Origin of the sequence: Alcaligenes nematophilus (assembly GCF_026344155.1) — a bacterium.
Classification (GTDB): domain Bacteria; phylum Pseudomonadota; class Gammaproteobacteria; order Burkholderiales; family Burkholderiaceae_B; genus Alcaligenes; species Alcaligenes phenolicus.
Genome location: NZ_JAPKMZ010000003.1, coordinates 275,123 through 300,436 on the forward strand (window position 1 = coordinate 275,123; position 25,314 = coordinate 300,436).

Annotated in this window: 18 protein-coding genes; 2 read left to right on the forward strand and 16 right to left on the reverse strand. The window is 51.8% G+C overall.

Translation table 11 applies throughout. The features are described 5' to 3' along the window. Positions 1-26 precede the first annotated feature (26 nt). Positions 27-1,034: an FAD:protein FMN transferase gene (locus OSH04_RS09960; protein WP_266108378.1), complete on the forward strand. Its 1,008-nt coding sequence runs from the start codon at positions 27-29 to the stop codon at positions 1,032-1,034. An 89-nt stretch (positions 1,035-1,123) separates the two neighbouring features. After that, a complete protein-coding gene (gene pgi / locus OSH04_RS09965) occupies positions 1,124-2,695 on the forward strand; it encodes a glucose-6-phosphate isomerase (RefSeq protein ID WP_266108379.1) in 1,572 nt (523 codons plus the stop codon). 14 nt (positions 2,696-2,709) lie between these two features. Here the strand turns inward: pgi and OSH04_RS09970 are convergent, their stop codons facing one another. The 16 genes from OSH04_RS09970 to OSH04_RS10045 form a co-directional block, all read right to left on the reverse strand. Then, positions 2,710-4,266 (reverse strand): LTA synthase family protein, encoded by a 1,557-nt coding sequence (locus OSH04_RS09970; RefSeq protein ID WP_266108380.1) that lies wholly within the window; start codon positions 4,264-4,266, stop codon positions 2,710-2,712. Further along, positions 4,256-5,029 (reverse strand): SDR family NAD(P)-dependent oxidoreductase, encoded by a 774-nt coding sequence (locus OSH04_RS09975; protein WP_266108381.1) that lies wholly within the window; start codon positions 5,027-5,029, stop codon positions 4,256-4,258. Before OSH04_RS09975 ends, OSH04_RS09970 begins: the two co-directional genes overlap by 11 nt. After that, positions 5,016-6,494, reverse strand: a complete 1,479-nt coding sequence (locus tag OSH04_RS09980) for a glycosyltransferase (RefSeq protein ID WP_115634509.1) — start codon at positions 6,492-6,494, stop codon at positions 5,016-5,018. Before OSH04_RS09980 ends, OSH04_RS09975 begins: the two co-directional genes overlap by 14 nt. Positions 6,495-6,509: 15 nt before the next feature. Further along, on the reverse strand, positions 6,510-7,595 hold the full coding sequence (locus OSH04_RS09985; RefSeq protein ID WP_266108382.1) for a CgeB family protein: 1,086 nt from the start codon (positions 7,593-7,595) through the stop codon (positions 6,510-6,512). Beyond that, on the reverse strand, positions 7,592-8,908 hold the full coding sequence (locus OSH04_RS09990; protein ID WP_266108383.1) for a glycosyltransferase family 4 protein: 1,317 nt from the start codon (positions 8,906-8,908) through the stop codon (positions 7,592-7,594). The genes OSH04_RS09985 and OSH04_RS09990 overlap by 4 nt, the downstream gene beginning before the upstream one ends. Positions 8,909-8,913: 5 nt before the next feature. Next, a complete protein-coding gene (locus OSH04_RS09995) occupies positions 8,914-9,876 on the reverse strand; it encodes a polysaccharide deacetylase family protein (protein ID WP_240688318.1) in 963 nt (320 codons plus the stop codon). Between the two features lie 14 nt (positions 9,877-9,890). After that, positions 9,891-10,787 carry a polysaccharide deacetylase family protein gene (locus OSH04_RS10000; RefSeq protein WP_266108384.1) on the reverse strand — a complete coding sequence of 299 codons (897 nt, stop codon included), beginning with the start codon at positions 10,785-10,787 and terminating at the stop codon, positions 9,891-9,893. 404 nt (positions 10,788-11,191) lie between these two features. Further along, the gene (locus tag OSH04_RS10005; protein ID WP_266108385.1) at positions 11,192-12,757 is read right to left on the reverse strand and encodes a heparinase II/III domain-containing protein; all 1,566 of its coding nucleotides are present in this window, start codon (positions 12,755-12,757) and stop codon (positions 11,192-11,194) included. Positions 12,758-12,887: 130 nt separating this feature from the next. Next, the gene (locus OSH04_RS10010; RefSeq protein WP_266108386.1) at positions 12,888-16,262 is read right to left on the reverse strand and encodes a glycosyltransferase; all 3,375 of its coding nucleotides are present in this window, start codon (positions 16,260-16,262) and stop codon (positions 12,888-12,890) included. Between the two features lie 26 nt (positions 16,263-16,288). Beyond that, a complete protein-coding gene (wecC, locus tag OSH04_RS10015) occupies positions 16,289-17,554 on the reverse strand; it encodes a UDP-N-acetyl-D-mannosamine dehydrogenase (RefSeq protein WP_257112575.1) in 1,266 nt (421 codons plus the stop codon). A gap of 14 nt (positions 17,555-17,568) precedes the next feature. Further along, positions 17,569-18,690, reverse strand: coding sequence for a non-hydrolyzing UDP-N-acetylglucosamine 2-epimerase (gene wecB, locus OSH04_RS10020; RefSeq protein ID WP_115634518.1), 1,122 nt, complete (start codon positions 18,688-18,690; stop codon positions 17,569-17,571). Between the two features lie 4 nt (positions 18,691-18,694). After that, positions 18,695-21,412 (reverse strand): coiled-coil domain-containing protein, encoded by a 2,718-nt coding sequence (locus OSH04_RS10025; RefSeq protein ID WP_266108387.1) that lies wholly within the window; start codon positions 21,410-21,412, stop codon positions 18,695-18,697. A 24-nt stretch (positions 21,413-21,436) separates the two neighbouring features. Further along, entirely contained in the window at positions 21,437-22,627 is a 1,191-nt protein-coding gene (locus OSH04_RS10030) for a chain-length determining protein (protein ID WP_247966319.1), read from the reverse strand. Further along, complete coding sequence (locus OSH04_RS10035) at positions 22,624-23,286, reverse strand: ABC transporter ATP-binding protein (protein ID WP_115634520.1); 663 nt, start codon at positions 23,284-23,286, stop codon at positions 22,624-22,626. Before OSH04_RS10035 ends, OSH04_RS10030 begins: the two co-directional genes overlap by 4 nt. Further along, positions 23,283-24,047: an ABC transporter permease gene (locus OSH04_RS10040; protein ID WP_266108388.1), complete on the reverse strand. Its 765-nt coding sequence runs from the start codon at positions 24,045-24,047 to the stop codon at positions 23,283-23,285. Before OSH04_RS10040 ends, OSH04_RS10035 begins: the two co-directional genes overlap by 4 nt. Positions 24,048-24,113: 66 nt before the next feature. After that, positions 24,114-25,313 (reverse strand): polysaccharide biosynthesis/export family protein, encoded by a 1,200-nt coding sequence (locus OSH04_RS10045; RefSeq protein WP_266108389.1) that lies wholly within the window; start codon positions 25,311-25,313, stop codon positions 24,114-24,116. Position 25,314 lies beyond the last annotated feature (1 nt).

A 25,314-nucleotide genomic window follows, 5' to 3' on the forward strand; every position in this document is an offset into this window, starting at 1 on the left:
TATCTTCCTGATCCCAGGTATTTGCCATGACTTCTACTCCTGTTTCCCGCCGTCGTTTTATCGGTATCGTGGCCGCGACCAGCGCCCTGACTTGCGTGCCCTGGGCCGTCAAAGCGATGCAAGCAGCCACTACCCCACTCAGCTCCTGGCAAGGGGTGGCTTTAGGTGCGGACGCACAACTGCATATTCACCATCCCGACCCGGTTTTCGCACAAACCCTGATCGATCAGGCCCTGTCCGAAGTGCGACGGCTGGAGCGAATATTCAGTCTGTATGAACAAGACAGCGCCTTGCGACGCCTGAATCGCGATGGCTATCTGAAGCAAGCCCCCGGCGATTTGACGCGGCTGCTGCTGGAATCACAGCGCCTGAGTGAATTAACGAACGGGGCCTTTGATCCAACCGTGCAGGTGCTCTGGGAGCTGTATAGCCAGGCAGCCCAACGCAGCGCTAAAGCTTCCATCCCTGATGCCGCCGAGATTAGCCAAACGCTGCAGCAAGTCGGCTACCAGGCCATCCACATTCAAGGTGACACAGTCCTGCTACAACACCCCGGCATGGCCCTGACCCTGAACGGGATTGCTCAGGGCTACATCACCGATCGCATCACTGAACAGCTAAAACAGGCAGGCCTGGAGCACGCTTTGGTCGATATGGGCGAGATACGCAGCCTGGGCACGGCTCCGGGAAATCGTCCTTGGCGCGTCGGTCTGGCAGGCGATCAAGCAGAGCCAGCCAGCTTGTTGAATCTGGATATACACAATCAGGCAGTCAGCACCTCGTCAGGAGCAGGCACAGCACTTAGCCGGGATGGCTCCGTCACCCATCTGTTCAACCCCGCCAATGGTCAGGCCCGTCCTTTGTATCGCAGTGTCTCTGTCGTGGCCGGAAATGCCACCATTGCCGACGCCCTGTCCACAGCCTTTTCCTGGATGTCGCCACCAGAGATAGCTCGGGTACTGGCTGGCGATCCTGGTTTGCAGGCATGGGTGCTGCCCTACGATGGTGATCAGCTAGTACGGATGCACTCGTAAACACCAAGACAAACCCGCTTACCGGCAGACGCTCAAGCCCGATAAAGCCTCGTACAATGGCGGTTTCGTCTACTGCAGGCCAAATCCCCATGCCCCTGAACGCTGAAACCCTTCCCTCTGCCGCCCCTTTACCCGGTCTGCCAGAATGGACCGGGTTTTGCGAGGCAGCACACCAGTCCGACCGATATGCGTTGGACCTGCATTGCTTGAAGGCAGCAGGCTTGCAAGTGGACTTGAGTGGACAGCGGCATTCACCGGAACTTCAGGCAGCCGGAGCCGCTCTTTTAGCAGCCCGCCATTTCGACACGGCACGCAAACAGTTGCTAAACGGCGGCATCGTCAACGGCACCGAACAACGCGCCGCCTGGCACAGCGCCTTGCGCGCCCCCGCCCCCATGGCGGAAGTCGCCAAGGAACGCGAGCGCATGAACGAATTCGTGCGCGTCGCCGACTCCGAGCGCCGCTGGCGCAACATAATCCATATTGGTATTGGGGGCAGCGACTGGGGCGTGCGCCTGTCCCTGGCGGCCTTTGGCTATCGCCACAGCTGGCGCAACGTACGCTTTCTGGCCAATATCGACGGCCATGCGCTGGAGCATGCACTGTCGGGTATGGACCCTCACGACACTCTGATCGTGATCGCCTCCAAATCCTTCACCACGACCGAGACTCTCAAGAACGGACAGCGGGCCCTGGAATGGCTGCAGGCCGCTGGCGTTGCCACCCCCTACGAACAAATCGTTGCGGTCACCGCGCGCCCTGAAACGGCCTCCAACTGGGGGATTCCACAAAAAAATGTCTTCCAGTTCTGGGATTGGGTAGGTGGCCGCTTCTCCCTGTGGTCGGCAGTCAGCTTAACAACGGCTTTAGCGGTTAGCAGTGACGTGGTGGCCGGGATGTTGTCAGGCGCTGCAGCCATGGACCAGCATTTTCAGGAAGCCCCCATCACGTCCAACGTGCCCGTGCAAATGGCACTGGCTGGCGTGGTCAACCGCAGTGTGCTGGGTTATGGCTCACTGAACATTTCCCCCTACGACTTCCGTCTGGGCAATCTGGTGCCATATATCCAGCAACTGGACATGGAGTCGCTGGGCAAGTCCGTCACGACCAGCGGTGACCCCGTTGGAATCGCTACCGGCGCAGCCGTCTGGGGACTGGCCGGAACAGACGCACAACACACCTTCTATCAGTGGCTACACCAGGGCAGCGATGGCGCTCCTGTGGACTTTATTGTGTGCCAGCAGGCGGATCACAATCAGGTCGAGCACCATAACCTGCTGCTGGCGAACTGCCTGGCACAGCGCGAAGCCTTGATGCGCGGCAAAACCTACGAGCAGGCCCTGGCCGAGTGCGAACAACAAGGTCTGGGCGAGCAGGCTGCCGAACTGGCCCACCATCGCGTGCACTCGGGCGGCCGCCCTAACACCCTGATTGTGTTACCTCGCCTGAACCCCTTCTCGCTAGGCGCCCTGCTGGCCTTGTACGAGCACAAGATTTTTGTGCAGGCCTTGATCTGGGGGATCAATCCCTTCGATCAATGGGGGGTGGAATACGGGAAAGTATTGGCGAATGGAATTTTGCAGGAACTGTCGGGAGAGAAAGAAAGCTCTGCTGAACATGATGCGTCTACTCGGCATTGGATAGACGTTTTCAAAGATTGACCCCAAGCAGGCGCTTACAACGTCTGCTTGAACATCACTCCGCTTAAACACATCCACTCCCGTGCCAGATCATGAATCGCCGCATCCCGATGCGGCGCTCTTGTCTGCCCCTGTGTAGAGTTCCAGATAAAGTAATCCACATCCCCACAAGGCGTACCCAGCGCCGCGTAGACCGAAGGCATGATGGGAACGTGGTCGCCATACCAGCACAGGCTGGCGGCTCTATCCGATGCACTCAAGGCTACGCGTAAACGTGTCAGCATGGCATCGGCATTGCGGATATGACGCAAGTAGATCGTCAGATCCTCGCAGCCTTGCGGAGGTGGCTGATGGTACAAGGCCTCGATATCACCCGCTGCAACCTTTTCCAGATGCAAAGGCCCGTGATTCTCCATCGTAATCACGTGTATGAATACCGGCCCTGTAGCCTGCTCCAGCACACTGGCGACTTTATCCGCAACCGCCAGATCGCCAATATAAGGGCCTGTACGTTCCACATCAGCAAAGGCCTTGATGTCCAGAAACTCGTCAAACCCAAACAGCGGAAATACACGGTTGCGCTGGTAAAAACTGGCGGGATAAGGGTGGATACAAATCGTGTGGTAACCCTGCTGCTTCAACCAGGAAGCCAAAGTCGCCACAGACCATCCCGCACATACTGCACGATAGGGGTTGAAGCGGTGCACGCCCAAAGTGCTGTTTTCAATACCGCTTAAGAAGGAAAACTCCGAGCGCACGGTATTCGCGCCCCAAGCGGGGACCTGCAAGTATCCGCTGGCAACCGCTTCGGTTTTGAAGCGGTCAAACTCCGCCAGAATTTCTGGTCGAATCCCGTCAGAAATTCGCCGGGCATCAAAGAAAGACTCGCTTTGTATGGAAACCAGATGCGGCAGACCCCCCAAGGAATCCGCACCGGACAAAACAGGTGCAGACGTTGGAGCAACACTTTCAAAAGGGGAGGACAAGCTGGGGCGCTCCCGCCCTTGCTGCCAGTAACGCCAGAAGCTGGCTAACAGCCCCAAGGCCTGCACGTCCTGCTCAGGTGCAATCTGCACCATCAAACGCGCACTATTGCCCCAAAGCAGCAAGCCCAGACTCAGCACAGCCAGCAGCGCCAAGGCTCCCCATTGCGCTGTCCAGGCAGCCCGCAAGGCAGGCACGGCTTCCAGCCACAAGCCAATCGTCAATGCGGCAATAAAACCCGCTGCTGCCAGAAAGAACTTCCCCCACCCCAGAAAAGGAATGTAGAGCCGAGGGTGACGAATCGCATCCGTGAAATACTCGTAGTCCTGAAATACAAAAGCTTCACGCAAGGCCTTGAACTTGGCATTGCTGACCACGACCAGCAGCAGGAAAAAAGCGCACAGCAAGGCCGTGGCAAAGATAGGCCGTCCCAACACGAAAACCAGCCCAACATACGCTAGGCCATACAGGCCAGCATGCAAAGCCCAGGCCGCTGCAGGACGACGCAAGCTGGCTGCTGTTTGCAGAAAACGCTCCAGCCCGACTGTCAGGGCCAGTCCCGACACGGCAGCCAGGATTGCAGTCCAGAATCCGGGCTCAAGCGTCATAACCGATCTTGCTCAGAATAAAGACAGACACCCGGGCGGGCAGCACGGCGAGAAACCAGCAACCCAGGTTCAAAGGGAACGGAAAACTGATACGCGCTTTATTGGCTTTCAGGCCACGGGCAATACGCTTGGCTGCTCTTTGCGGGGTCCACAGAAACGGTTTGGGACCCGGCATGGCATCGCACATGGGCGAGCTAACGTAGCCTGGCATCACCACATTAACCTTGATTCCTTCCGGAGCCAGCCAACCACGCAGACCTTCACCATAAGCTTTGACCGCCGCCTTGCTAGCGCTATAGGACGGCGTGGTGGGCAGACCAAAGTAAGCGGCCAAGGAGCTCATCAAGGCGATCTGACCGCGCCCTTTCGTCCGCATGGCAGGCAGCACAGATTGCACAACTCGCAGCGAGGCCTTCACGTTGATATCCAGCAGCAGCTCGGTATCTTCCCAAACCTCGGGCTCGCCATTGGGGCCAACATGGATATTCATGCCTGCATTCACGATGACCAAATCAAAGGCTGCGCATTGCGACAACCAGTCATGCAAGGCATCCAGATCACGCAAATCCAGCTGATGAGTCTGTACCTGCGCACCCGCCTGTCGGCAGCGCTCGGCCAGAGGTTCCAGAATCGCGGCATTGCGTCCATGCAAAGTCAGCTCTGTACCGGGCTTGGCGTAGTAAAGCGCCAGCTCGCCACCAATGGCACTGGTGGCACCGGTAATCAGAATCCGTTCCTGCTCTGCTGGTTCAGCTACGCCCACGCGCTCTCCTTTCTTGGAAGGACCAGTACAAAACCATGCCAAAGCCTACACAAACCGTCGCATTCAAAGGAATCAACAAGTAATTGCCCATGCGTATGGCCACATACAAGGCCAATGCCGAATACAGGAAAGTGAACACTTCACCAATCAGCAAATACAGATTGATGCGGGGCTGTCTAGCCACCTTCTCACCCTCCCCTTTGGGGGTACGATTAAATTCCCCGTAGACCTTGAAGGCGGCTCGCACACCACCGACAAAATAATACCAAGCCATGGGTGGGAACATGGCGACATACAAGTAGGTATGCCACAAGGTACCCAACACGCCCGGCCTGTCATCAAAACGGGCTCCCTTGCGGGCACCGAAAGCATTATTCAGCGCCCAGACAGCGACCAGCAAAAAGAATAGCGGCGCGCCCCACTGCAAGACGACATGATCAAAATTCAGCAAATAATTCAGCGGCAGGCTTAGCAAGATCAGGGCATAAATCGACGCCAGCATGACCGATGAAAACATCATGGAAAACGCATGCATGCGCTTCATCAAGGGCATGTCCTGCTGCCACATCTGCCCCAGATGCTTGAAGGCACTATGAATCAAACCCCGCCCCCAGCGCTCCCGCTGCACACGGAACGCACTGATGTTCTCGGGCAAAGTGGACATGGACACCACATCGCGCAAATAAGCATATTTCCAGTCACCAAACTGGGCTCGATAGCCCAGGTCCACGTCCTCGGTAATGGTAGAGGCATTCCAGCCCCCCAGGGCTTCCACGCAAGCGCGTCGCCAGACACAGGAACTGCCACTTAGCGAGGCCATGTCCCCATCTTCACTCAGCCCCACCGTCACATACTGCTGGTGGCCCATTTCCATGGCCTGAAAACGGGTCAGAAAAGAATGATCGCGGTTCTCATAGCCAATACCCGTTTGCAAAAACCCCAGCTTCTCGTCCTTGAAGGGGGGGATGGTTTTCTGCAGAAAATCGGCAGGTGGCAAGAAATCCGCATCGAAGATCGCAAAAAACTCGCCCTGGGAATGCTGAATGCCATGCACCAGATTCCCGGCCTTGTAGCCTGCACGATCAGCACGCTGAATGCGGCGAATGGGCACACCTTGCCGAGCACACTGATCCACCTTGTTCTGGGCCAACAGCGCAGTCTTGTCTGTTGAGTCGTCCAGCACCAGAATTTCCAGCGCGGACACCGGATAATCCAGACGACAAGCCGCATCGATCAAACGCTCGACAACAGCGGCCTCGTTATAAATCGGTAATAAAACGCTGACCTTGGGATACCAATCCTGCTGCAAGGAGGCGGACGTCTGCACCAGCTCGCTTAGCTTACGACGCTCCACCCGTCGCGAGATCAGCAGTACCCGCAGTTCCAGAACCACGTATAGGGCAAAGGCCCCCACAACCAACAAGAACAGCGCCTGAATCAGGTACGCAAAAATGCTCACAATCATGGAAACAAGCGCACCCTAGAAGCCGACCACATCAGCCAGCTCCTGGAGGCGATGCTCCCAGGTGTGGAACTGACGCACATACGCCGCCCCCGCCGCCGCACGCTCGCAATCCTGCGCGGTGGGGCCCTGGCGCAGACGTGCAAACAACTCAGTGGCCTGCTCACGGGAATGCACCACGTGGCAGAAATCGCGGAAATAACGATCCACCGCACGAGCGGGATTAGTCACCGCAATGCCCCCACTGGCCAGAATCTCCAGCAAGCGGCGCGAGCACATGGTGTCAGAATCCGTGACCGAGTTCACGTTCAGGCACATCACATGTTCTTTGTAGATACGCCCCGTCTCGCGGTGCGGAACCTGACCATGAACCTGCACATGCGTCGAGCGCGGAAAGCGGAATTCGATATGCCGGGACAATCTGTCGTGATTTCTGTCGTAGGCATTAAGCTGCATCTGCGCATCCTCACAGGCCCCGAAAATCATGTCCAGAAAACGCCTACGTTCACTCAGGATGCGACGGTAATAACTGCCCGTAAAGCACCCTTCCTTGCGTGTGAAATCAAAGCCCGTGAAATTATGAAATGCAGGCTGATACGGCATGCTCAGGGTGTTCACAGGTACATCAGGATTCAAGCGAGCGCGATAGCGCGGCAAGCAATCACTGTCCGTGGTGAACACATAATCAAAGGCCTTGGCCACATCAATGAAGTGCTCGAAATACGCCCCGTCGTCCTTGTTCCAGAACACCGTGGGCACACCCTGATCTTTAGCGAACTGCACCAGCTTGTAAATCGTGCGAGGCGTACGCAAACGGATCAGTCGCGACTGCTTGGCCAGCTCGTAGCGCCACGCGCCACCCAGCCCATGGAACACGGACTCCACAAAAAGCAGATCAGGCTTCCAGGAGGAGATGACCTCCTCGTAATTGCGCGGGTTAAGAATACGGATAGAGCATTCGGCTGACAGGCAGTCTGCGGTGAAGTAGTCCGAGACCAAGGCTACTTTCAATTGCCCAAACTGCCCCGCGGGCTTGCCGTCTTCACTGACGGTTGGGTGCGTGTAGATGCGCGCCCCCAAAGCCCGGATTGCGCGACCAATCATGAATTAGCCCCGGCAGGCAAAGCATGCACCACAAAGTCAGCCCAACTACGACGCTGCGTGGCCTCTTCACGTGCCAAGGCACCATCCTGGGCCAACACTTCCGGACCAGCCTGAAACGTTTCCTCCAGCACACGAGCCAAGTCCTGCACATCCCCTGCTTTAAAAAAACGCACCGAACGGCAGGGACCCACTTCATCCTGAAACACCGGCAAATCTGGCACCAGAACAGGCTTGCCCATCGCCATCGCCTCAACCAACTTGATGGGGGGCACAATACGGCACACCTCAAAGGGACGACGAGGAATACATACCAGCGCGGCCTTGGCCTGTAAGGCGCGAGCCTCCTCAGGCGAGACCCGACCAGCAAACAGCACATGCTTTTCCATACCCAGACTTTGCACCTGAGCCTGCAACTGAGCGCGCGCCTCCCCATCTCCAATAATGGTCAGGGTCACATCCTTGCCACGGCCAGCCAGATCCGCCACTGCATCGATCAAGACATCCAGCCCTTCATAAACAATCAGGGATCCAGCGTAGACAATCGTGTTGGGCTGCACATCCTGGGCAGCGCCAGGAGTAAAGCGCGAGGGGTCGACACAATTGGGCATCAGGCCCATGCGTGCCGGGTCAACATTCCAATGCTCGCGAGCGTACTGCCCCAACTGCTCGGAAATCACAAATAAGCGGTCTGCCTGACTGGCAACCAGACCTTCCAGCTCCAGACCCTGCTTGAAGCCCTGCGAGTCACGGAACTCCGGCATGCGGGAGGCTCGGCTCAGCTCCCACAAGCCACGCATTTCATATTGGAACGGAATGCCTAACTGACGTGCGGCGATCAAGGCTGGCAAGGCATTGACGTGGTTGGAGGCAGCATGAATGACAGCAACGCGCTGCTTGATGGCTTCCTGAGCAATGGGGGCGGCAGCTTCTATGGCGAACTGCATGACGGGGCGCTTGTTGGAAGGATTGCGAGCATGTGCGTAACGCACCCCATCCACCAAAGTTTCATCCTGCTCGGCCTCCACCAGTCTGTCTTTACGATCCCATGGATAGCCGGGACGAGTCAGCACGCAGATATCCCCGCCTGCCGCTTGCATGGCACGGATAATCTCATGGGTTCGGGTAGTGTAGCCACTGATGTGATACGGCAAGGCACTAGCCGGCACATACAGCAAACGTCCTGGCACGGGTTCGTAAGGTGTCTGGCGACGCTGACCGCGTCGGGTTTGCCGACGCACAGTAAACAAGGTCAAACGCCTGCTCAAAGCCATCCAAGGCTCGCGCACCAGCCCACGCCATAACTTAAAGAACATGTTCCTCAGGCCTTTTTCTGAATTTTATTGTCCGGTTCTGCCTTCAGCTCTGCCAATGACAAGTCCACCGTATCAGGCACAACAATTTTTCCGCGAGCCTTCAAATCCAGAAACTCTGCCGTCGTAATCACGTCATAGTCCTTAGTCAGACGGGCCAGCAATTTGCGATACCCCTCCATACGGCTATCGTCACGATATTCACCCAGACCGTTCTCGTCCCAGAACAACAAGGACCAGGAATGCAGCAAGAAAACCGCAAATGAAGGGTTGCCACTAAGCGTATTCAACAACAACTGCCCCCACCAGGGGCGGAAGCGGAAATAGCTGGACTCTGGGTAAGTGAGGCGAGCCCACCATTCAGGCTTGCCTACCTTACCTAAAATCCGCTTCTCGGTCGTAGGCACTTCGATCACGCCGTTAGACCAAACAAAAGGATTATTTGTGGGTTTGCTGTAAACGCACTGATTATTGTGGACAGCGCATACAGAATTATTGAAGGACAGAGGAATGCCCACTGCCTTCAAAGCACGAATCGTATCCGCATTCCAGCGGAATGAACCCGCCCGATGAGCCAGAACCGGCTTGCCTGTTACCTCGGACATCACACCTGCAAAGTGCCTGAACACAAACTCTGCACGGGCCTGCTCGGTGTACTGGTTCATATACTGCGGACGGTTCGACAAACCATGCTCTTTCCAGAAGCTGTCGGGCAAGTACTCCGGGTGGGTATGCAGTTGTACATCTTGGCCTTGCTCATCCAGCCAACGCACCACTTCTTTCAGCTCGTCAAGGCGGGAGTAAGCCCCGCACAAGTCCGTAAAGAACACATGCTTGACGCCGAACTCGTCACCAATCTTGCACATTTCGGCCACCCCGGCCGTACCCTTTGGAAATCGCCCCCAGATCAGACGATTAACATGGTCGTCAGAGGCCCGCTTTGGCAGCGCCTCTGTGTCGACCGTAATCATTGCGTAGCGATCCCTCATACCTGTGTTTCTACCTGCTCTAAGTTAACTGTTCGCGAAAGACGGATTTTACCCCGCGCCTGCAGATCTAAAAAATCCGCTGTGGTGATCACGTCGTAATCCTTAACAACTCGTTGCAAGAACAGGCGGTAACCCTCCAGCAAGCGGTCGTTCGTGTACTGGAAATGGCCGTTTTCATCCAGATCCAACAAGGACCAGGAGTGCATCAACACCACCGAGACCTTGGGCAAGGACCACAAGGGATCCTTCCAGAAAGTCGTAGGCCGCGAACCATATTGAAAATAAGAAGATTCCGGATAAGTCAGGCTGGACCAGCGATCTGGTTTACCCCCCGGTTCACCGGGCTTAAAGCGCTCTGTGACCGGCACTTCAATCGTTCCGTTCGACCAGGCATAAGGCAAGCAATCAGGCTGGCCTGTTGGGCAGCGTTTTAACAAGGCAGCCCGCATGGACTGGTTGAAGGACAAAGGAATGCCAACGGCCTGCAAAGCACGGATCGTCAGGGCATTCCAGCGGAACGAGCCTGCGCGGTGGGCGAGGATGGGTTTGCCGGTAACGTCCGAGATCAGCTTGCCAAAGTGTCGGAAGACGAACTCGGCGCGAGCTTGGTCCTTGTATTGGTTCATCAAACCGGGACTGGGAGGCAAACGATGTTTAGCCCAAAAAGACTTGGGTAAAGTTTCAGGATGGGCATGTAGTTGCACATCCTGACCTTGCTGATCCAACCAGCGAACCGCTTCCAACATCTGAGGCTGCTGCGCAATCGTGGCACACAGGTCTACAAAGAACACATGCTTGGCACCGAACTCGTCACCAATAGAGCTCATTTCACGGATACCAGCAGTTCCGGAGGGGTGCTCACCCCAGACCAGGCGTTGGACATGGCTATCCATAGCACGCCTGGGCAAAGCCTCGGTATCTACTGTCAATAGCGCGTAGCGCTTGGCCAAATCAAATTCTCCTGTATAAACCAAGCCTGCTTTCTACGAGCTTGCAGGGCGGCCAACAGAATCGGCCCTCATATCCGTCAAACATACGCGCTATTTCATCCACATCTCTCTAAGCGATACACAATATCATTCTCCCCAAAACCAAAGTCCATCCTATGCCAATAAAATGTAACAGAACTCTTTAAGTCCAACTCGTAAGACATGTGACCTACAACCGGCCCTCTGTTTAAGGCCCTATACAAACCATGGGGAAAGCTATGGCGTGCAGGTCATAAAAGAACAAAATGCCTAAGAAAATCACTAATTCTTAACTTAGAATTACTGCGTCTCTTTAAGCTCACAAAGCATTATTTTACAAAAAATATATCGGTTTTCACTGAAGTAACTTTTGCCTCATACTCTATGACCAAAACATCAATTTTAAATTTTTTATTATAAACCTTGCTCGCCCATCCAAATCCTACCCCACCACCACGTCTTATAGAAATAGATTTATAACCAGGACCGGGCCTAAGTTTCGCCAAAAGGACATTATCCTTTTTCAAAGAAACAAAATCATCTTCAAAACTAGCACTAACACCTTGCCCAAAGTGAAACCTCATTTCAGAACAAGACCCAGACTGATTATCAATAAAATCCTCTAAAAACAAACCAAAATCAGGTTTATAAACTATCTTTCGACTAAACATGAAGTCATCGCTCTTCCTAACCGAGCCAGACAGCTCATAAAAATCTAAACCAACTTTAACTGGGTTTAAATGAGCAGATCCTAATTTCACATCTGAAGGCAGGAACGCCCTCCCTGACAAACCAATAACATTATGTGCCTTGTCAGATACAAAATAATCCCGCCATTCACCATATTCGTAAGTAAATTTACCTGGATCAGTAATGATCTCATGACCACTACGAAAAAAAATAAATGACAAATGATCTGAATGCGAGTGAATATAACTTTTGTTGGTTGCATGAAACAAAAGAGAAAAATTCCCTAATGTCGGAGCCCGAGGATGAGTACGAACAACAACATATCCTGACCGACTAAGATCCTTATGCACATGTTTAATCTTAGCGGCCACCTCATCAAATGGCCCTGCACTCTTAATCTCTTTACCCACGCCCTCAGAATCGCCTACAGAATAATAATTACCATCAACTCCTGTAAGCCAACCAGAAATAGCTGAACCTTCCCTAAGAATCTTATTTATTTTTTCATCCAAGCTCGGGAATACACCGCACCTCATCCTTGAGAGCAAGTCAAGATTATATCCATGATAAAACGGCGAGTTCTCTGTATTCACGGAATAATCATCAAAACTAAGGCGTAAAAGACCTTCTAAAATTGAAGTGCAATATCCCTCAAGCTGAGGACCCTGCCCTGCGGAAATTGATAGTATCCTAAGCCCTATGACTTGATACAAAGCATGGTTTCCGCCAGTAATATTCCCCCTGTCCGAGAGATTTTTCAGATGATCATCGACGAGAGATTTTAATAATGAAAAATCATCTGCTGAAAGCGATACAATTTTTTGATTATGCAGATCAAAAAACAAACCCAAAATAATCGAACGAAGACCAACAGCCATGTCATACCAAACAAACTGGCTCTTTTTCCCTTCCGAATCTCTGTAACGCTTCCAGTCTTTGATATATTCAAAGGCCTCTTTTAAATAGACCTCATTGAAATCAGAAAAGAACTTCCCAATAAATGAATTAATAAATCTCCACGAATGAAGATTAAACTCCACATTTCTGTCTGGGTGCCTCCAAGGGAAAGGCAATGATAGCTGGATAGGAGTGACGCCTGCACGAGGCGAAAAACCATTACTCTTTAATGCCTCATACCCCCCACCCAATACCAGTCGGTATTTCAACTTAGCATTTTTTACAAACTCTTCGTCAAAAACCATCATCTAAACCACCCCAAAAACCCAATTTTCTCTTTACATAATAAAGCTTTCTTGAAAAATAATGACTTAAAAATTACTCAACTAAAATAACGCACTTCAATTAAGCCACTTTCCAAATCACACTATCAAACCTCTAATTTTCACTGCTCATATGTTTAACGAACAACGAAAGCTCCTGTTTCGCAATCAACTCTGCAGCACATTGTCCTCTTACTCGCCTTGCCGCCTCCATTGATTTCTCCAAAAACTCCTCCGGATTTTCATACATGCGAACGATTGCATCAGCCAATCCAGTTGCACTTTCAGGCTTCACGAGAAACCCACTGCGGTTATCAACGAACTCTGGAATAGCAGTTACTGCCGTCGTCACAGGAACCAAGCCCGACGCCATTGCCTCATCTCTAGATACGCCTTGGGAATCCATGCGAGTAGGCGTTAAGAACACCCCATACTCCTTATGTATCTGAGCAATTTCACGGTGCGTAATAAACTTACGCTCAATATCTACGTTAGAAAATTGACGAAGTGGCGCGACGGTTTCTTCGAACAAAACACCATCCCCAATCAACTTAAACTCAAGATCATTAAAGATTGGTTTCTTCGATAGTTCCAATATCGCCTGAACACTCAAATCATTTGCATATTTTTTTGAAGCATAGGGGCGAATAGAAAGAACCTTCTTCCTTTGCTCTACATTCTTTTCTTTATAATCAAATAACTCAGCATCAATTGGATTATGAACAATACTGTACTTCTCTTTTGGAAGCCTTACCTTCAAATCCTCAAATACCTCTTCAGCGAAATAAGAAGACACAAAAACCACGTGGAGATTTTCAGGCGGGTTACTGAACAACCTCTTCCAAAAACCAACCCTATTATCACTAAGCTTTTTCTGACGAGTTATTTCAGAATCATCCATTAACTCAAACTCAAACTCTCGCCGCCACCAAGCCTGAATTTCTGACCCATGCGCCCACACAGTAACTTGAATTTTATCTACGTACTTCTCTAAAGCCTTCCACATGTTCTGATCCATGATATGGACTAAAACATGTTTCACCTGTCCGGTAGCAAGTGTTGCCTCCAACAAACGCGCATCACCTGTTGCAACATCAACATTCGCGAACTCTCTGTATTCCGCCGGCCCGTTGTGAATCTTATACATATCCACCAACTGCCCTGCCTCTTTATAAGCACGGATACGGCTATGCACAAATCCATAACGATATAGATCGTCATATGCTGGGTACTGTTTAGCAAGCACTAAATAAGGTGATTTCGTAATGACTGCGGCAGGTCTTTCCGCTGTACTACCTAGCACCAACTTTTCTATTGTTATTTCACCAGGCCCCTCAATGCGAAGACCAAAGCGAACCTTTGTACAATGTGCAGGTATCGCAAGTGCATGTTTATCCCCTGCCGGATTCATTTGGTAGGAGATTTTTTTTCCTCGTTTGTCCTGAAACTCAAAGACGGTTTTTATATTTATTAATTGCTCACAATGTAGATGAAACTGGCTATTAAGCACCAAATTCAAGTCCTGACGAACTCGTGCATTTCTGGAGTACAGATAAAGGTGCTGACCGGATTCAAGTGTAGACACTAACCGTATCTGTCCATCAACAATAGAAAGCGTCACGCCCTCCTTAGACGGGATCCACTCCAGTAGTTCTTTCGCACCCAACTGAGGCAGGCTACTGCTATCGTCTGCATCCTCCTGCGAAAATGCTGGCAACCCCTCCGCAACAGCGGCCAGATGATTGCAGAAAGACACACCTTGATCTAGTAGCATTAGATCCATGGCTACAGCCCTGCTTTGATCAGACAGGGCTGACCCATGAGCGATGTAATTGAACTCGTCAATCGCCAGCATTCCAGGAACCTGGATATTGGCCTGCCCTGGATTCAGCCAGGAACGTGCCACTTGGTGATGTTTCCACGCTGAACCTCGCACCAGTGCAGCACGTAAAGGCAATATGTCTACTTCTCGGTACTGATGCGAATCCCCTAGCAGGACGGGGGCACCATCACGGGCACAATAATGAGCTGATTTCCCGAAAGCCGAGGCTGTAGTATAGGTACTTGCCAAGGCTAAATCCGTCAGATAGTGCTCTCCATAATAGTCATCAGCATGCATTTCACCTATCAAATCATCTTTCGACAATGACATAGTGGCCTGGAAGGCATCCTCGAGAACGGAGTAACAAGTAACACCTTCAACATTCGCCACACCCTCTGGCGTAACGAGGTACAACTGCTTGTTCTTATAATTTTGGCGCTGAAAAGAGTCCAGAATCTGCTGCTGTTCCGGCCCATTTTTCACTTCAGCAAGTAGAACAACTAAAGGCTGATGAATAGCAAATTTTTTCCCCGTCAGTTTAGCTTGGATATAGGCTAAACGCTGAGCATAAGTATGCTCAGTCATCACCTTGCGTAAACCTAGAAGACGCAGCTTACGATAATGCAGTTCATCACTAATGATTGGCCGCATACGTTCAGCAATCTGCTCTTGATTATCTGAAGATACAACGAGATCCCCAAAAAGCAGGCGAGTGCCACGGGAGAAATTTGAAACAACAACAGTATTGGAAGCCAACAACTCAAATACCCGTCGAGCAAACATTGTCTGTGACTGCTTGATGGTATTCATGTTTATGCCATATCGGTAGCCTTTATACGCCCGATCAATCTCGGAAAATGGCAATTTACCCAAAATCATGGGCTTGTATTCGTCAGGGAAAGTGTAATGCGGGTGAGGGTTATCAGCATTGCGATCATATATATCAACCGATCTCAAACCCTTAACAGCACCGATCAAAGCCGCAAAGTCGCGCTGACGCTCTGGATAACGGAGATAGTACGAACCCGCAAAATTAAAAGCATCTTTTCGATCAAAGATCTCCAGAGGGTTATGCGTTTTTGGTTGGGCGGCAAAAGGCAGGAAATAGACATGATCGTGGCCAACACGGGCTTTATATTTAGGCACGCAATCGATATCTGTAGTAAAGACGTAGTCCACTTGCTTAGCCAAAGGGATAAATGTGCCAAAGTGCACAGGATCCTCTTTATTCCAGAACAAGGTAGGCACGCCATTACGCTTGCACCAATCAATACAAGCATTAATTTCCGGGCCATTTGTACTAATCTTCAGTTTCCAGAGCTGTTCAAATCCCTGCCAGGCTGACTCAATAAAAAGTATATGGGGTTTGAATTTTTCTAGCTGCTCAATGCAGTGCTCGGGGTGCAACTGCAACAGCTCACACTCCGGGTCGTAAGAGTGAAAAGTAAACTCATCCATCACCCCCGCCACACGTAGCTGCTTAGCTGGCAGGCTGGCCAATTCACCTTGGCCTACCGAAGCACCTAAACGTGACTGACATAAAGCCAAATTCGCAGCAAAGAACTGGTGTCCCAACTGCTCCCCCAGCTCTTTATAAAGGGTCATCGCCTTTGCGTAATCCTCATCACGGAATGCCCGCGCAGCACTACTTACTTTTGATTGCAACATATCAGCCTTTTCTGCTTTCCTAGCGCTTATTCCGCAAACAAACCTACAACATCGATGCACTGAGCATGCTTACGAATCTCAGCAACTTGCTCGATGAATGGACGGTGTTTAACAAGAACGCAGACAACATCGGCATCAGCCATGGCGCTACCGAGGGCAGACAACTCAATACCCGTACCTTGTAGCTTGGCTGGCAATTCGCTGATATTGGGTTCTACGGCTTGGACCTTGCAACCCAGGCTGGCAATCTTCTTGGAAACACCAACAGCAGGGCTTTCACGCAAGTCATCGATATCGGGTTTGAACGCCAGGCCCAGGCAAGCCACTTTGATGTCAGCCATACGCGCATCAGGACGCAACGACAAAACACCTGCAATAGCGGCTTTAACTTTCTCTACAACCCATTCAGGTTTGTAGTCGTTAATCTCACGAGCCAAGCGCACAATGCGAGCCTCTTCAGGCGTCTTGTCCACGATGAACCAAGGATCCACGGCGATGCAGTGACCACCCACCCCGGCACCAGGCTGCAAAATATTAACGCGTGGGTGACGGTTAGCCAGGCTGATCAGTTCCCACACATTAATATTCAAGCGATCGCAAATCAGGGACAGCTCGTTGGCAAATGCGATATTCACGTCGCGGAAGCTGTTCTCTGTCAGTTTGCACATTTCGGCCGTGCGAGCATTGGTTGGTACCAAGGCACCTTCCACAAAAATTCGGTACAGCTCAATTGCCATCTCGGTAGCTTTTTGAGTCATGCCACCAATAACACGGTCATTGCTAACCAGCTCATGCACTACGCGACCAGGCAAAACACGCTCTGGGCAGTAGGCCACCTGAATATCAGCCTCCTCGCCCGCTTGCTGAGGAAAGCTCAGATCAGGACGAGCTTCAGCCAGCCACTGCGCCAATTGCTCGGTCGTACCAACAGGGGACGTCGACTCCAGAATAACCAGATTGCCTTTGGCCAGCACTGGCGCAATGGCTTTAGCGGCGTCGGCGATATAGCTCAGGTCAGGCTTGTTGCCTTCCAGGAAGGGGGTCGGGACGGCAATAAGAAACGCGTCAGCAGGTTCCGGGGTCAGCGTAGCGCGCAAGTAACCACCGTGCACGGCAGCCTGCACCAGCATATCCAGTTCAGGTTCAACAATATGAATACGGCCTTGATTGATCGTGTCAACCGCGTAAGCGTTCACATCAACGCCAATGACCTTTTTGCGGCGTGAGGCAAATAATGTTGCAGTAGGCAGGCCGATATAGCCCAAGCCGATCATGGAGAGAGTTTCAAACATGCTGGTCTTCCGAATCAAGAGATCAAGGTTTTTAAAATTTCACTAATGCGGGTGGCGGCTTTGCCGTCCCCATAAGGGTTGTGCGCCCGTGCCATACGCTCATATTCAGCAGCGTCATCCAGCAGCTGCGTGGCAGCGCTGACAATGGCTTGTGTTTCTGTTCCCACCAAACGCACAGTTCCTGCATCCACGGCTTCAGGGCGCTCGGTCGTGTCACGCATCACCAATACCGGTTTGCCCAAAGAAGGCGCTTCTTCCTGGATGCCCCCGGAGTCGGTGACCAAAAGGTCACAACGATCCATTAGGTAAACAAAGGGCAAATAATCCAGTGGTTCGATCAAATGAACATCGGAAACGTCGGATAAGATACGACGTACTGGTTCCTGAACATTTGGATTCAAGTGCACTGGATACACCACCTGCACATCGCCACGGGAGGCAATCTGGCGCAAGGCCAGGCAGATGTTTTCAAAGCCAGAGCCAAAGTTTTCGCGACGATGCCCCGTCACTAAAACCAAGCGCTTGGCTGGATTGATAAAAGAGAACTGAGCCTCAAAACGGCTGCGCAGTTCCGAGTCCTGACGTACGCGTGCTGCCACATCCAGCAGCGCATCGATGACGGTATTGCCCGTAATGTGTACCGTCTTGGGATCTACACCTTCACGCAACAAATGCGATTGTGATTGCTCGGTTGGAGCAAAGTGCACATCAGCCAGTACGCCTGCTTGGCGGCGGTTCATTTCCTCTGGCCACGGCGAGTACTTATTATGAGTACGCAAGCCAGCCTCTACGTGACCGACCTTGATCTTGGCGTAATAGGCCGACAAAGCTGCGGCCATGGTGGTAGTCGTATCACCATGCACCAAAATCATGTCTGGTTGCCATTGTTTGTACACATCACGCATACCCAACAGCACGTTGCTGGTGATGTCATACAAGTCCTGGCCTGGCTTCATCAGGTTCAAGTCAAAATCAGGTTTGATGGAAAAAATATCCAGAACCTGATCCAGCATCTGGCGGTGCTGACCAGTGACGCAAACGCGCGCTTCAAATGCAGGGTCGGCGGCCAAAGCCTTAACCACCGGAGCCATTTTGATGGCTTCAGGTCGTGTGCCAAATACAGTCAAAATTTTCATAAACTTACTTTGAGTCTTTAGGGTGAACAGTTATTAAACAGGCGTCTTTTTCAAGCTTGTATTCAGTAGATGTACCCGCAAGTCCTTGAGCTTCTATATCGGCTAACCAACGTTGAGCGACTTGCTTTTCATCCTCACGGATATAGTCATCCATCAAGAAATCAATCTGCGCATTTGGGAAGTACTCCACGAACAAAGGACCTGCAGGATAGCGAGCTTGTGGACCAGTAGCAGCCGGTGGGCCATCTACAATCACCAAAATGCGCTTTCGAGACATTTGTCTTTGCTTGGCAAGTTTCGCCAGGGTGCTTTGACAGCTGTAATACGGATAGACTTGACCGTCAGCTGCTTGCCAATCCTCCAACGGCGCCAACGTCAGTTGAACCGCCTTTTCTAATCCTGCCTGTTGAAGGTGGGCTAAAGTTTGTTGATAGTACGATTCCAAATGTTCGAACGAAACGAACGGAATCAGGCGAGAGCCATTACGCTCCGCCATTAAGGCCAGCGTCTTGGCAACAATAACCGTAGACATACCAGAGCCAAGCTCAACCACAAGGTCATAAGACTTCAGCGTCAAACACCGCATCAAACACAGTGCGAAATCGGCAGACACCGGCCAACTGTGGGCTTCACTATTGAAGGCAGGTAATACACCTGTAGCGAAATACTCTTGCATTCCCACAAAAGACTGTATCTGCCGTACAGCATTAGCACTATTGTTCTTAACCGTTGTTTCAATATGGCGACGAACCCGGAGCAATTCTTCAGATTGTTTCCTAAACAACTCCTCTTGCATTCTCGGAACTGTCTCGTCACGAGCAACCAAGGACTGCACTTGGGCACTCAGCCCCTCTAGCAGATCTGTTTCACGCGCAATCTGCGCCGCCAAAGATTGCTGTAACTCCAGCTGACGGACTTCCAGCGCCGCTTTACTCTTTTCCAAGCTCAGTTGCTCTTTAGCTTGCTGCAGCAGCTCTCCCTGACGCTGTGTGGCTAAAGCAATGTGTTCATCGCGCACTTGAACAGCTTGATTCAGCTGAGCCTGCAAAGACTTATAGTCTGTTCGTTCCACATGGATCTGCTGTCTTGCCTCATCCAGTTGCTGGGCTATTGCCTGAGCTTGAGATTGCAAAGAGTGCACTTCATCCAAACGCTGGGCAGCAAGTCCAGCCAGCTCATCACGAGCACCTATCAACTCTTGCACTTGTGACGCTAAAGAGTTCTTCTCTGCCTGCGCCTCCCGCAATTGCCCTCGAAGCTCCTCAGACTCAGCAACTGATTCTTCCAGCTGAACTAATACGGACCCAACTTCCTCCAGGCGTTGATCTGCTATGACAAGCAATTCATCGTGAGCGATCATCAAAGTTTGAAGTTGTGACAAAGCGGCCTCTTTGTCCTGATGATGCGTCTGCAACTGCGCCTTCAGGCCCTCATATTGCTGAGCCATCTCCGCTAAGCCGCCCTGCACAGTGACGCACTGCTCAAACCATTGCCCCGCTTGAGCTTCTTTCTCTAGAAGCGTTTGTTTAAGCCGCTTCAGATCAGCTTGCAAACCCATGCTCTCACGCTGCAACTGTGATCTCAACAGTCCTTCCTGCTCAAGTTCGCGCTTCAAGTCCGCCACTTGCTTAAGCGCAGCCTGCGTATTGTCTTGCTCTTGAAGCACAAGTTGTCGCTGTTGATCGGCTTCAAGCTTTCGCTCTTGGAGCCTTTCCTGGTACGCCTCTTCTAACTGCTGGATCTGTGTGCGCAACTCTTCAGCTATTACAAGTTGCTCTTGTTTCTCTTGCCTTAAATGCTGCACCTCATCTCGCGCATTCGACAGCTGTATACCTTGTTGCTCAACTGCACCGGCCAAGGTATTGCGCGACTGGGCCAGTTCATCCCATTGGCGCCGCACATCCTCATACTGCGCATCAACCCCAGACAAAGAACGGGCTTGAGCCAAACGCACTTCTTTTGCTTGCTTCAACAACCGATCACGTTGACGCGCCTCAGAATCAGTAAAAGTCACATCTTCCGGCAAGAGCGCCAAGAGTGCTTCTGCCTCCAGCAAATCCCCCGACTCATGTAATCGGAATGCCAGCCACTTTTGACGAAACCCTCGTGGCTCCAGAGCAAACGCACGGCGCGCCATCGTTGCGACCAGGGTAGGCTCGGTCGTCATGTAAGTGCGGGCGACAGCCGTCCAAGCACTGGCTTGCACATTTTTTGAAACAGAAACCTGATTCAGCAAGGCCTCGACCTGTTGGTCCCCACCTTGCTGATAAGCCTGAATAACTTTGTCGAAAGACTTTCCACCCAACACAGCAGGGGGCTGCGTACGACGACTTTGACGCCAAGCTTGGCGTAAACGCCCAGGTACCGAAATTAACGAGCCAGTGGACTGCACACCCTCAATCAAAATATCGCCTAGCTGAGCGGCTAGGGCGTGTTGAGTCTTTAAATCATGTAGTTGGGTTTGCACCTTGAGCATGCACTCCAACCGGGCGGCTTCCGCCTGAGACTCTACAAGTCGCAAATCTACAGGCGCCACATTAATGACTGTCTGCGTCAAACCTCTCCCAACACCTTGGGGGCTCTCGTACAAACGACACAACTCTTCCTGCACGACCTGCAACTGGTCTAACAACAAGCAGTTTTCCTTCTCGATATGCTGCATCTGCTTGGACTCAGAGCACTCCTGACCTAACTCAGACGACACAACAGGTGACATAGACATTAAATGAATTTCCTATCTTTCTTGTTAGTCCACATGGTCAAGCACAATACTCTTGAGCAGCTTCAATATCCCAGCCAGGATCAACGCCAACAGCAAGGTCACCAAGGTGTTATAGAGACGACGCGGCTCCATTGGATACTCAGGCAAAGTCGCCGATTGCAACACTGACACTTTCTCCAACATGCGAGTTGCATCAATACGCCCTTTCTCCAGAGCACTCAAAGAGGACTTGTAAAGCTCTTGGGTGAACTGCACGTTCATTTCAAGGCGATAAAACTCTTCTACATATTTATTCAATGTCCCACCCGATGGCGTCGCCAACTTCAGCTTTTCCTCTTTAATTTGCGCATCCACAGCTCTCAAGGATTGCTTCAACATCAATATATTGGGATGGTCTCGATCCAAAGTTTTGGGCAACGAGGCGAGTTGCGTCTGCAATTGAGCGCGCTGCCCTTCTAAAGCAGCCACAATGGCATTAATGCTTTCTGCTGTAGCTTGGGGCGACAGCAAACCGGCCTTGTTTTGATAGTTCAACAGGTCCTGACTGGCTTTCTGAAAGCGGTCCTGAGCTTGATCAACTTGAGTAACCAAGAAATTCACTTGCACCTGGGCCATTTCATGGCCAAGCACGTTCATGTAACGCTCGCCTTCCTGGACCAACTGCTGGGTAATAGCCTGTGCCATTTCGGGGTTGTAAGCTTGGACCTTGATACGTAACACACCAGAAAAGTCATCAAACTCCACCTCTACACGACGCAGATAATGACGATGAAACCACTCTAGCGAGGCGTCCTGAAACCACATCCGCGACACAAAATCATGGTCCGAGGAGCTGTAATGCGTACGTAAGTCCAAAGACTCATCAAGCTTCTTGAGCATGTCCACGGACAACAAGTAATCACGTAACAACAGCTGATTCGCGCGATCAACAGTAGCTACACCCGATACCAACATCCCTAGGTCAAAAGACGGCGCCCCTACCGAGTCTGTCTTTCGAATAATTACGTTAGCCTCGGATACATAGCGGTTCGAGGCAAAAACTAACCAGTACGCCGAAGCCAAAACAGCCAAGATCAGAATCACACGTACGGCATGATCAAATAAGCGCAATGAAAACCATGAGCGGAGGCGGGCCCCAAAAGAAGGTTTCTTTGAAACAGCCTTATCGGGAGCGGCACTAGCAGCCTGCGTAGTGACTTGAGGTGTATCTGTCATTTTGGAAGTGAATCCTTGTAGGCATTGAGCGCATCGTCAATCTGGTCAAACCAGTGCGCTCGCCCTTGATGCAGCCAGACTCCAGCCTGGCAAAATTGTCTTAAGGTGTTGTTGTCGTGGGCCACCATGATCAGGCCCGCACGATTTGTCATGGTTTTAAAAGCATCAGCTGCTTTCTTACGGAATGCCGCATCACCCGCCGCCGTCACCTCGTCCGAAATATACACATCGAAATTAAAAGCAAACGACAAGGCAAACTGGAGGCGAGAGCGCATGCCAGAGGAATAGGTATAGACTGGCTCCTCAAAAGCTCGGCCCAGTTCAGAAAAATCTTTAATAAAAACGAGCCGATCTGCCAAATCCTCTTGATGCCCATGTACTCGGCACACAAACTTCGCGTTTTGACGGCCCGTTAAGGTACCCTCCAACCCCCCATTCCCCATAGGCCAAGAAACCCTGCACAAACGCTGCACAGTCCCCTTATTGGGATGATCCACCCCGCCGATCAAGCGCAGCAAGGTAGATTTACCGGCACCGTTAGCGCCGATCAAACCCACATTCACCTTGGGTGGAATTGTCAGGTTTACTCCTTCCAATACCCAACGGCCCACGCCATGGGCGGTCTTGTAGCGCTTATAAACATCATTGACGACGATCATTTCATCACCAACTGCTGTGTGAAGCGTCTATACAAAATCAGGCCTAAAAACAGACTGACTATCCCCCACAGATACAGGTATCCCATGCTGATGCCCGGCACCATGTGGTAGTAATTCGAAAAGCCTTTGCGCACTAACTCCAACCCATGCACTAAAGGATTGAACAAGAGCAGATCCCGATAAGGTTGAGGAACAGCAGAAATAGGCATGATGACCCCTGAAATCAAATACAAAGGCATCATCATGATTTTCAGTATGTGCTCAGTTTCGCGAACCAAGGCCATCAATACAGAGGCAACTAAGCCATAGCCCACGCCAAAGAGCCATAACCCGAACATCGTCACCACAACCTGCAAAGGATCGTCAGGCCGCACGTCATGCCCAAGCAGCGCCGCGCCCGTCAAAATAATTGCGGACACTAAGGTCATTAGAAATGCTTCCAAGACTCCACGAGCTATAGAGGTATCAAAAGGTTGCACCTGTCTGTATGCAAATAAAGGCTTATTGCTATCGACCGCGTACATCACCTGCATCGCAGTACGGCGAAACATAAAAAACGCCAACATGCCCACCACAATCCAGACAGTGACATCAATGCCACCGACTGTACGCAAACGAATCACAGTGAAGATGAACGTGATGAAACTGATATGCAGCACTGGCTCCATCAGCAACCAGAACCAGGCAGCCCGCATATCAAACAAGCGATCCAGCGACTCTCGCAAAACTAACGCCCGCCAGACCGCCCAAGTGACGGCCATGGGGCTGCGCACCTGCTTACTCATCTCGGCCTCTGTTGAAGGAGTTGTTCTTAAACATGCGCACGATCACTTCATCATGTTGTTCAAGGTCGTACTAGGCACAGCCACCGACACCACTAGACGCAGGAACTTCTGGAACTCCGCCGCTGGCGAGTTCGAGACATAGATCACATCCTTATCCTGCACCGGGAAGTTCTGTGTGACAAAGAAAGAAGCCGGATCACGCAGGTCGATTTCATACACCACAGGCACGACGCCCTTCTTGTCCAACAGTGTCGATTCAGGTGCACCGTCCACCAGCGCAGCATCCTCAAAGCGGAAGACAAACACACCGCGGGCATCAGCTCGTGACGTATCCAGGCCACCCGAACGGGCCAGAGCCTGTACCAGGGAAATGCCCTGAGCTTCAAACGGAATTTCTTCGTTCTTGCCGGTGGCACCCAAAATGGAGAAGCTTTGGTTCTGGTACAGCGCCGTAATCACATCGCCCGGTTTCAACATGATGTTCTGGTTTGGATTACGAATGATCGTATCTAGTGCCATGGTGGATGTGTTCAGCTCTCGCGAGAGCTGAATGGCGATGCGGTTGACTGCTTGCTTGACGCCACCGCCTGCGGCCAGGGCATCCAGCAAACGCTCACCTTTAGGCGTCAAGGGCATCAAGACGCTTTGATTGACCTCACCCACCACCGTCACGTTCGAGGTGTTGTTCTGAATGACACGCACCAGAACCTGCGGATTATTGGCCTTGCCTTGCAAACGCTTGGCAATGCTTTCTTCAATCTGTTGGGTGTTGCGGCCTTTGACGGCAATACGGCCAGCGAAAGGCATGCTGATCATGCCGTCGGGCGTGACCATCTGCTGAGGGAAAGCGACGGCATTGGTGGTTGCTGCCGTTGCCTTGGGATCCAGGGAAATGCTGCCAAACAGCATGGCAGGCGGTGCTTCCCAAACTGACACTTCCAACACATCGCCAGGGCCAATCAGGTAGTTGTTCGAACCTGTGCTGGGGAACTGGGCGGCAAAGTCACCCATGCGCTTTTTAGCGGCCAACTTCTTGGTCAACTCGTCTGTCACGTTGACCAGGGTGATGCCTTCGATACGGCCTTCACGTCGTTCCTGTACTTGCTGGCGGCTGGGGCCGTCTGCAGGCATCCAGTCGGGCATCGTGGCACATCCGGCCAGTACGACGACCAGGGTGCTGGCCAGTATTGGCCGTCCCATTGCTGCAATCTTGCTTACTGCTGTGTGTAGTAATTGAGCCATG

Coding starts and splice junctions, on each gene's coding strand:
- OSH04_RS09985 (WP_266108382.1), bottom strand. CDS start 7,595: ATGATTGGTCGCGCAATCCGGGCTTTGGGGGCGCGCATCTACACGCAC.
- pgi (WP_266108379.1), top strand. CDS start 1,124: ATGCCCCTGAACGCTGAAACCCTTCCCTCTGCCGCCCCTTTACCCGGT.
- OSH04_RS10005 (WP_266108385.1), bottom strand. CDS start 12,757: ATGATGGTTTTTGACGAAGAGTTTGTAAAAAATGCTAAGTTGAAATAC.
- wecB (WP_115634518.1), bottom strand. CDS start 18,690: ATGAAAATTTTGACTGTATTTGGCACACGACCTGAAGCCATCAAAATG.
- OSH04_RS10025 (WP_266108387.1), bottom strand. CDS start 21,412: ATGTCTATGTCACCTGTTGTGTCGTCTGAGTTAGGTCAGGAGTGCTCT.
- OSH04_RS10045 (WP_266108389.1), bottom strand. CDS start 25,313: ATGGCTCAATTACTACACACAGCAGTAAGCAAGATTGCAGCAATGGGA.
- OSH04_RS09970 (WP_266108380.1), bottom strand. CDS start 4,266: ATGACGCTTGAGCCCGGATTCTGGACTGCAATCCTGGCTGCCGTGTCG.
- wecC (WP_257112575.1), bottom strand. CDS start 17,554: ATGTTTGAAACTCTCTCCATGATCGGCTTGGGCTATATCGGCCTGCCT.
- OSH04_RS09960 (WP_266108378.1), top strand. CDS start 27: ATGACTTCTACTCCTGTTTCCCGCCGTCGTTTTATCGGTATCGTGGCC.
- OSH04_RS09990 (WP_266108383.1), bottom strand. CDS start 8,908: ATGTTCTTTAAGTTATGGCGTGGGCTGGTGCGCGAGCCTTGGATGGCT.
- OSH04_RS09980 (WP_115634509.1), bottom strand. CDS start 6,494: ATGATTGTGAGCATTTTTGCGTACCTGATTCAGGCGCTGTTCTTGTTG.
- OSH04_RS10030 (WP_247966319.1), bottom strand. CDS start 22,627: ATGACAGATACACCTCAAGTCACTACGCAGGCTGCTAGTGCCGCTCCC.
- OSH04_RS10035 (WP_115634520.1), bottom strand. CDS start 23,286: ATGATCGTCGTCAATGATGTTTATAAGCGCTACAAGACCGCCCATGGC.
- OSH04_RS10000 (WP_266108384.1), bottom strand. CDS start 10,787: ATGGATAGCCATGTCCAACGCCTGGTCTGGGGTGAGCACCCCTCCGGA.
- OSH04_RS10040 (WP_266108388.1), bottom strand. CDS start 24,047: ATGGCCGTCACTTGGGCGGTCTGGCGGGCGTTAGTTTTGCGAGAGTCG.
- OSH04_RS09995 (WP_240688318.1), bottom strand. CDS start 9,876: ATGATTACGGTCGACACAGAGGCGCTGCCAAAGCGGGCCTCTGACGAC.
- OSH04_RS10010 (WP_266108386.1), bottom strand. CDS start 16,262: ATGTTGCAATCAAAAGTAAGTAGTGCTGCGCGGGCATTCCGTGATGAG.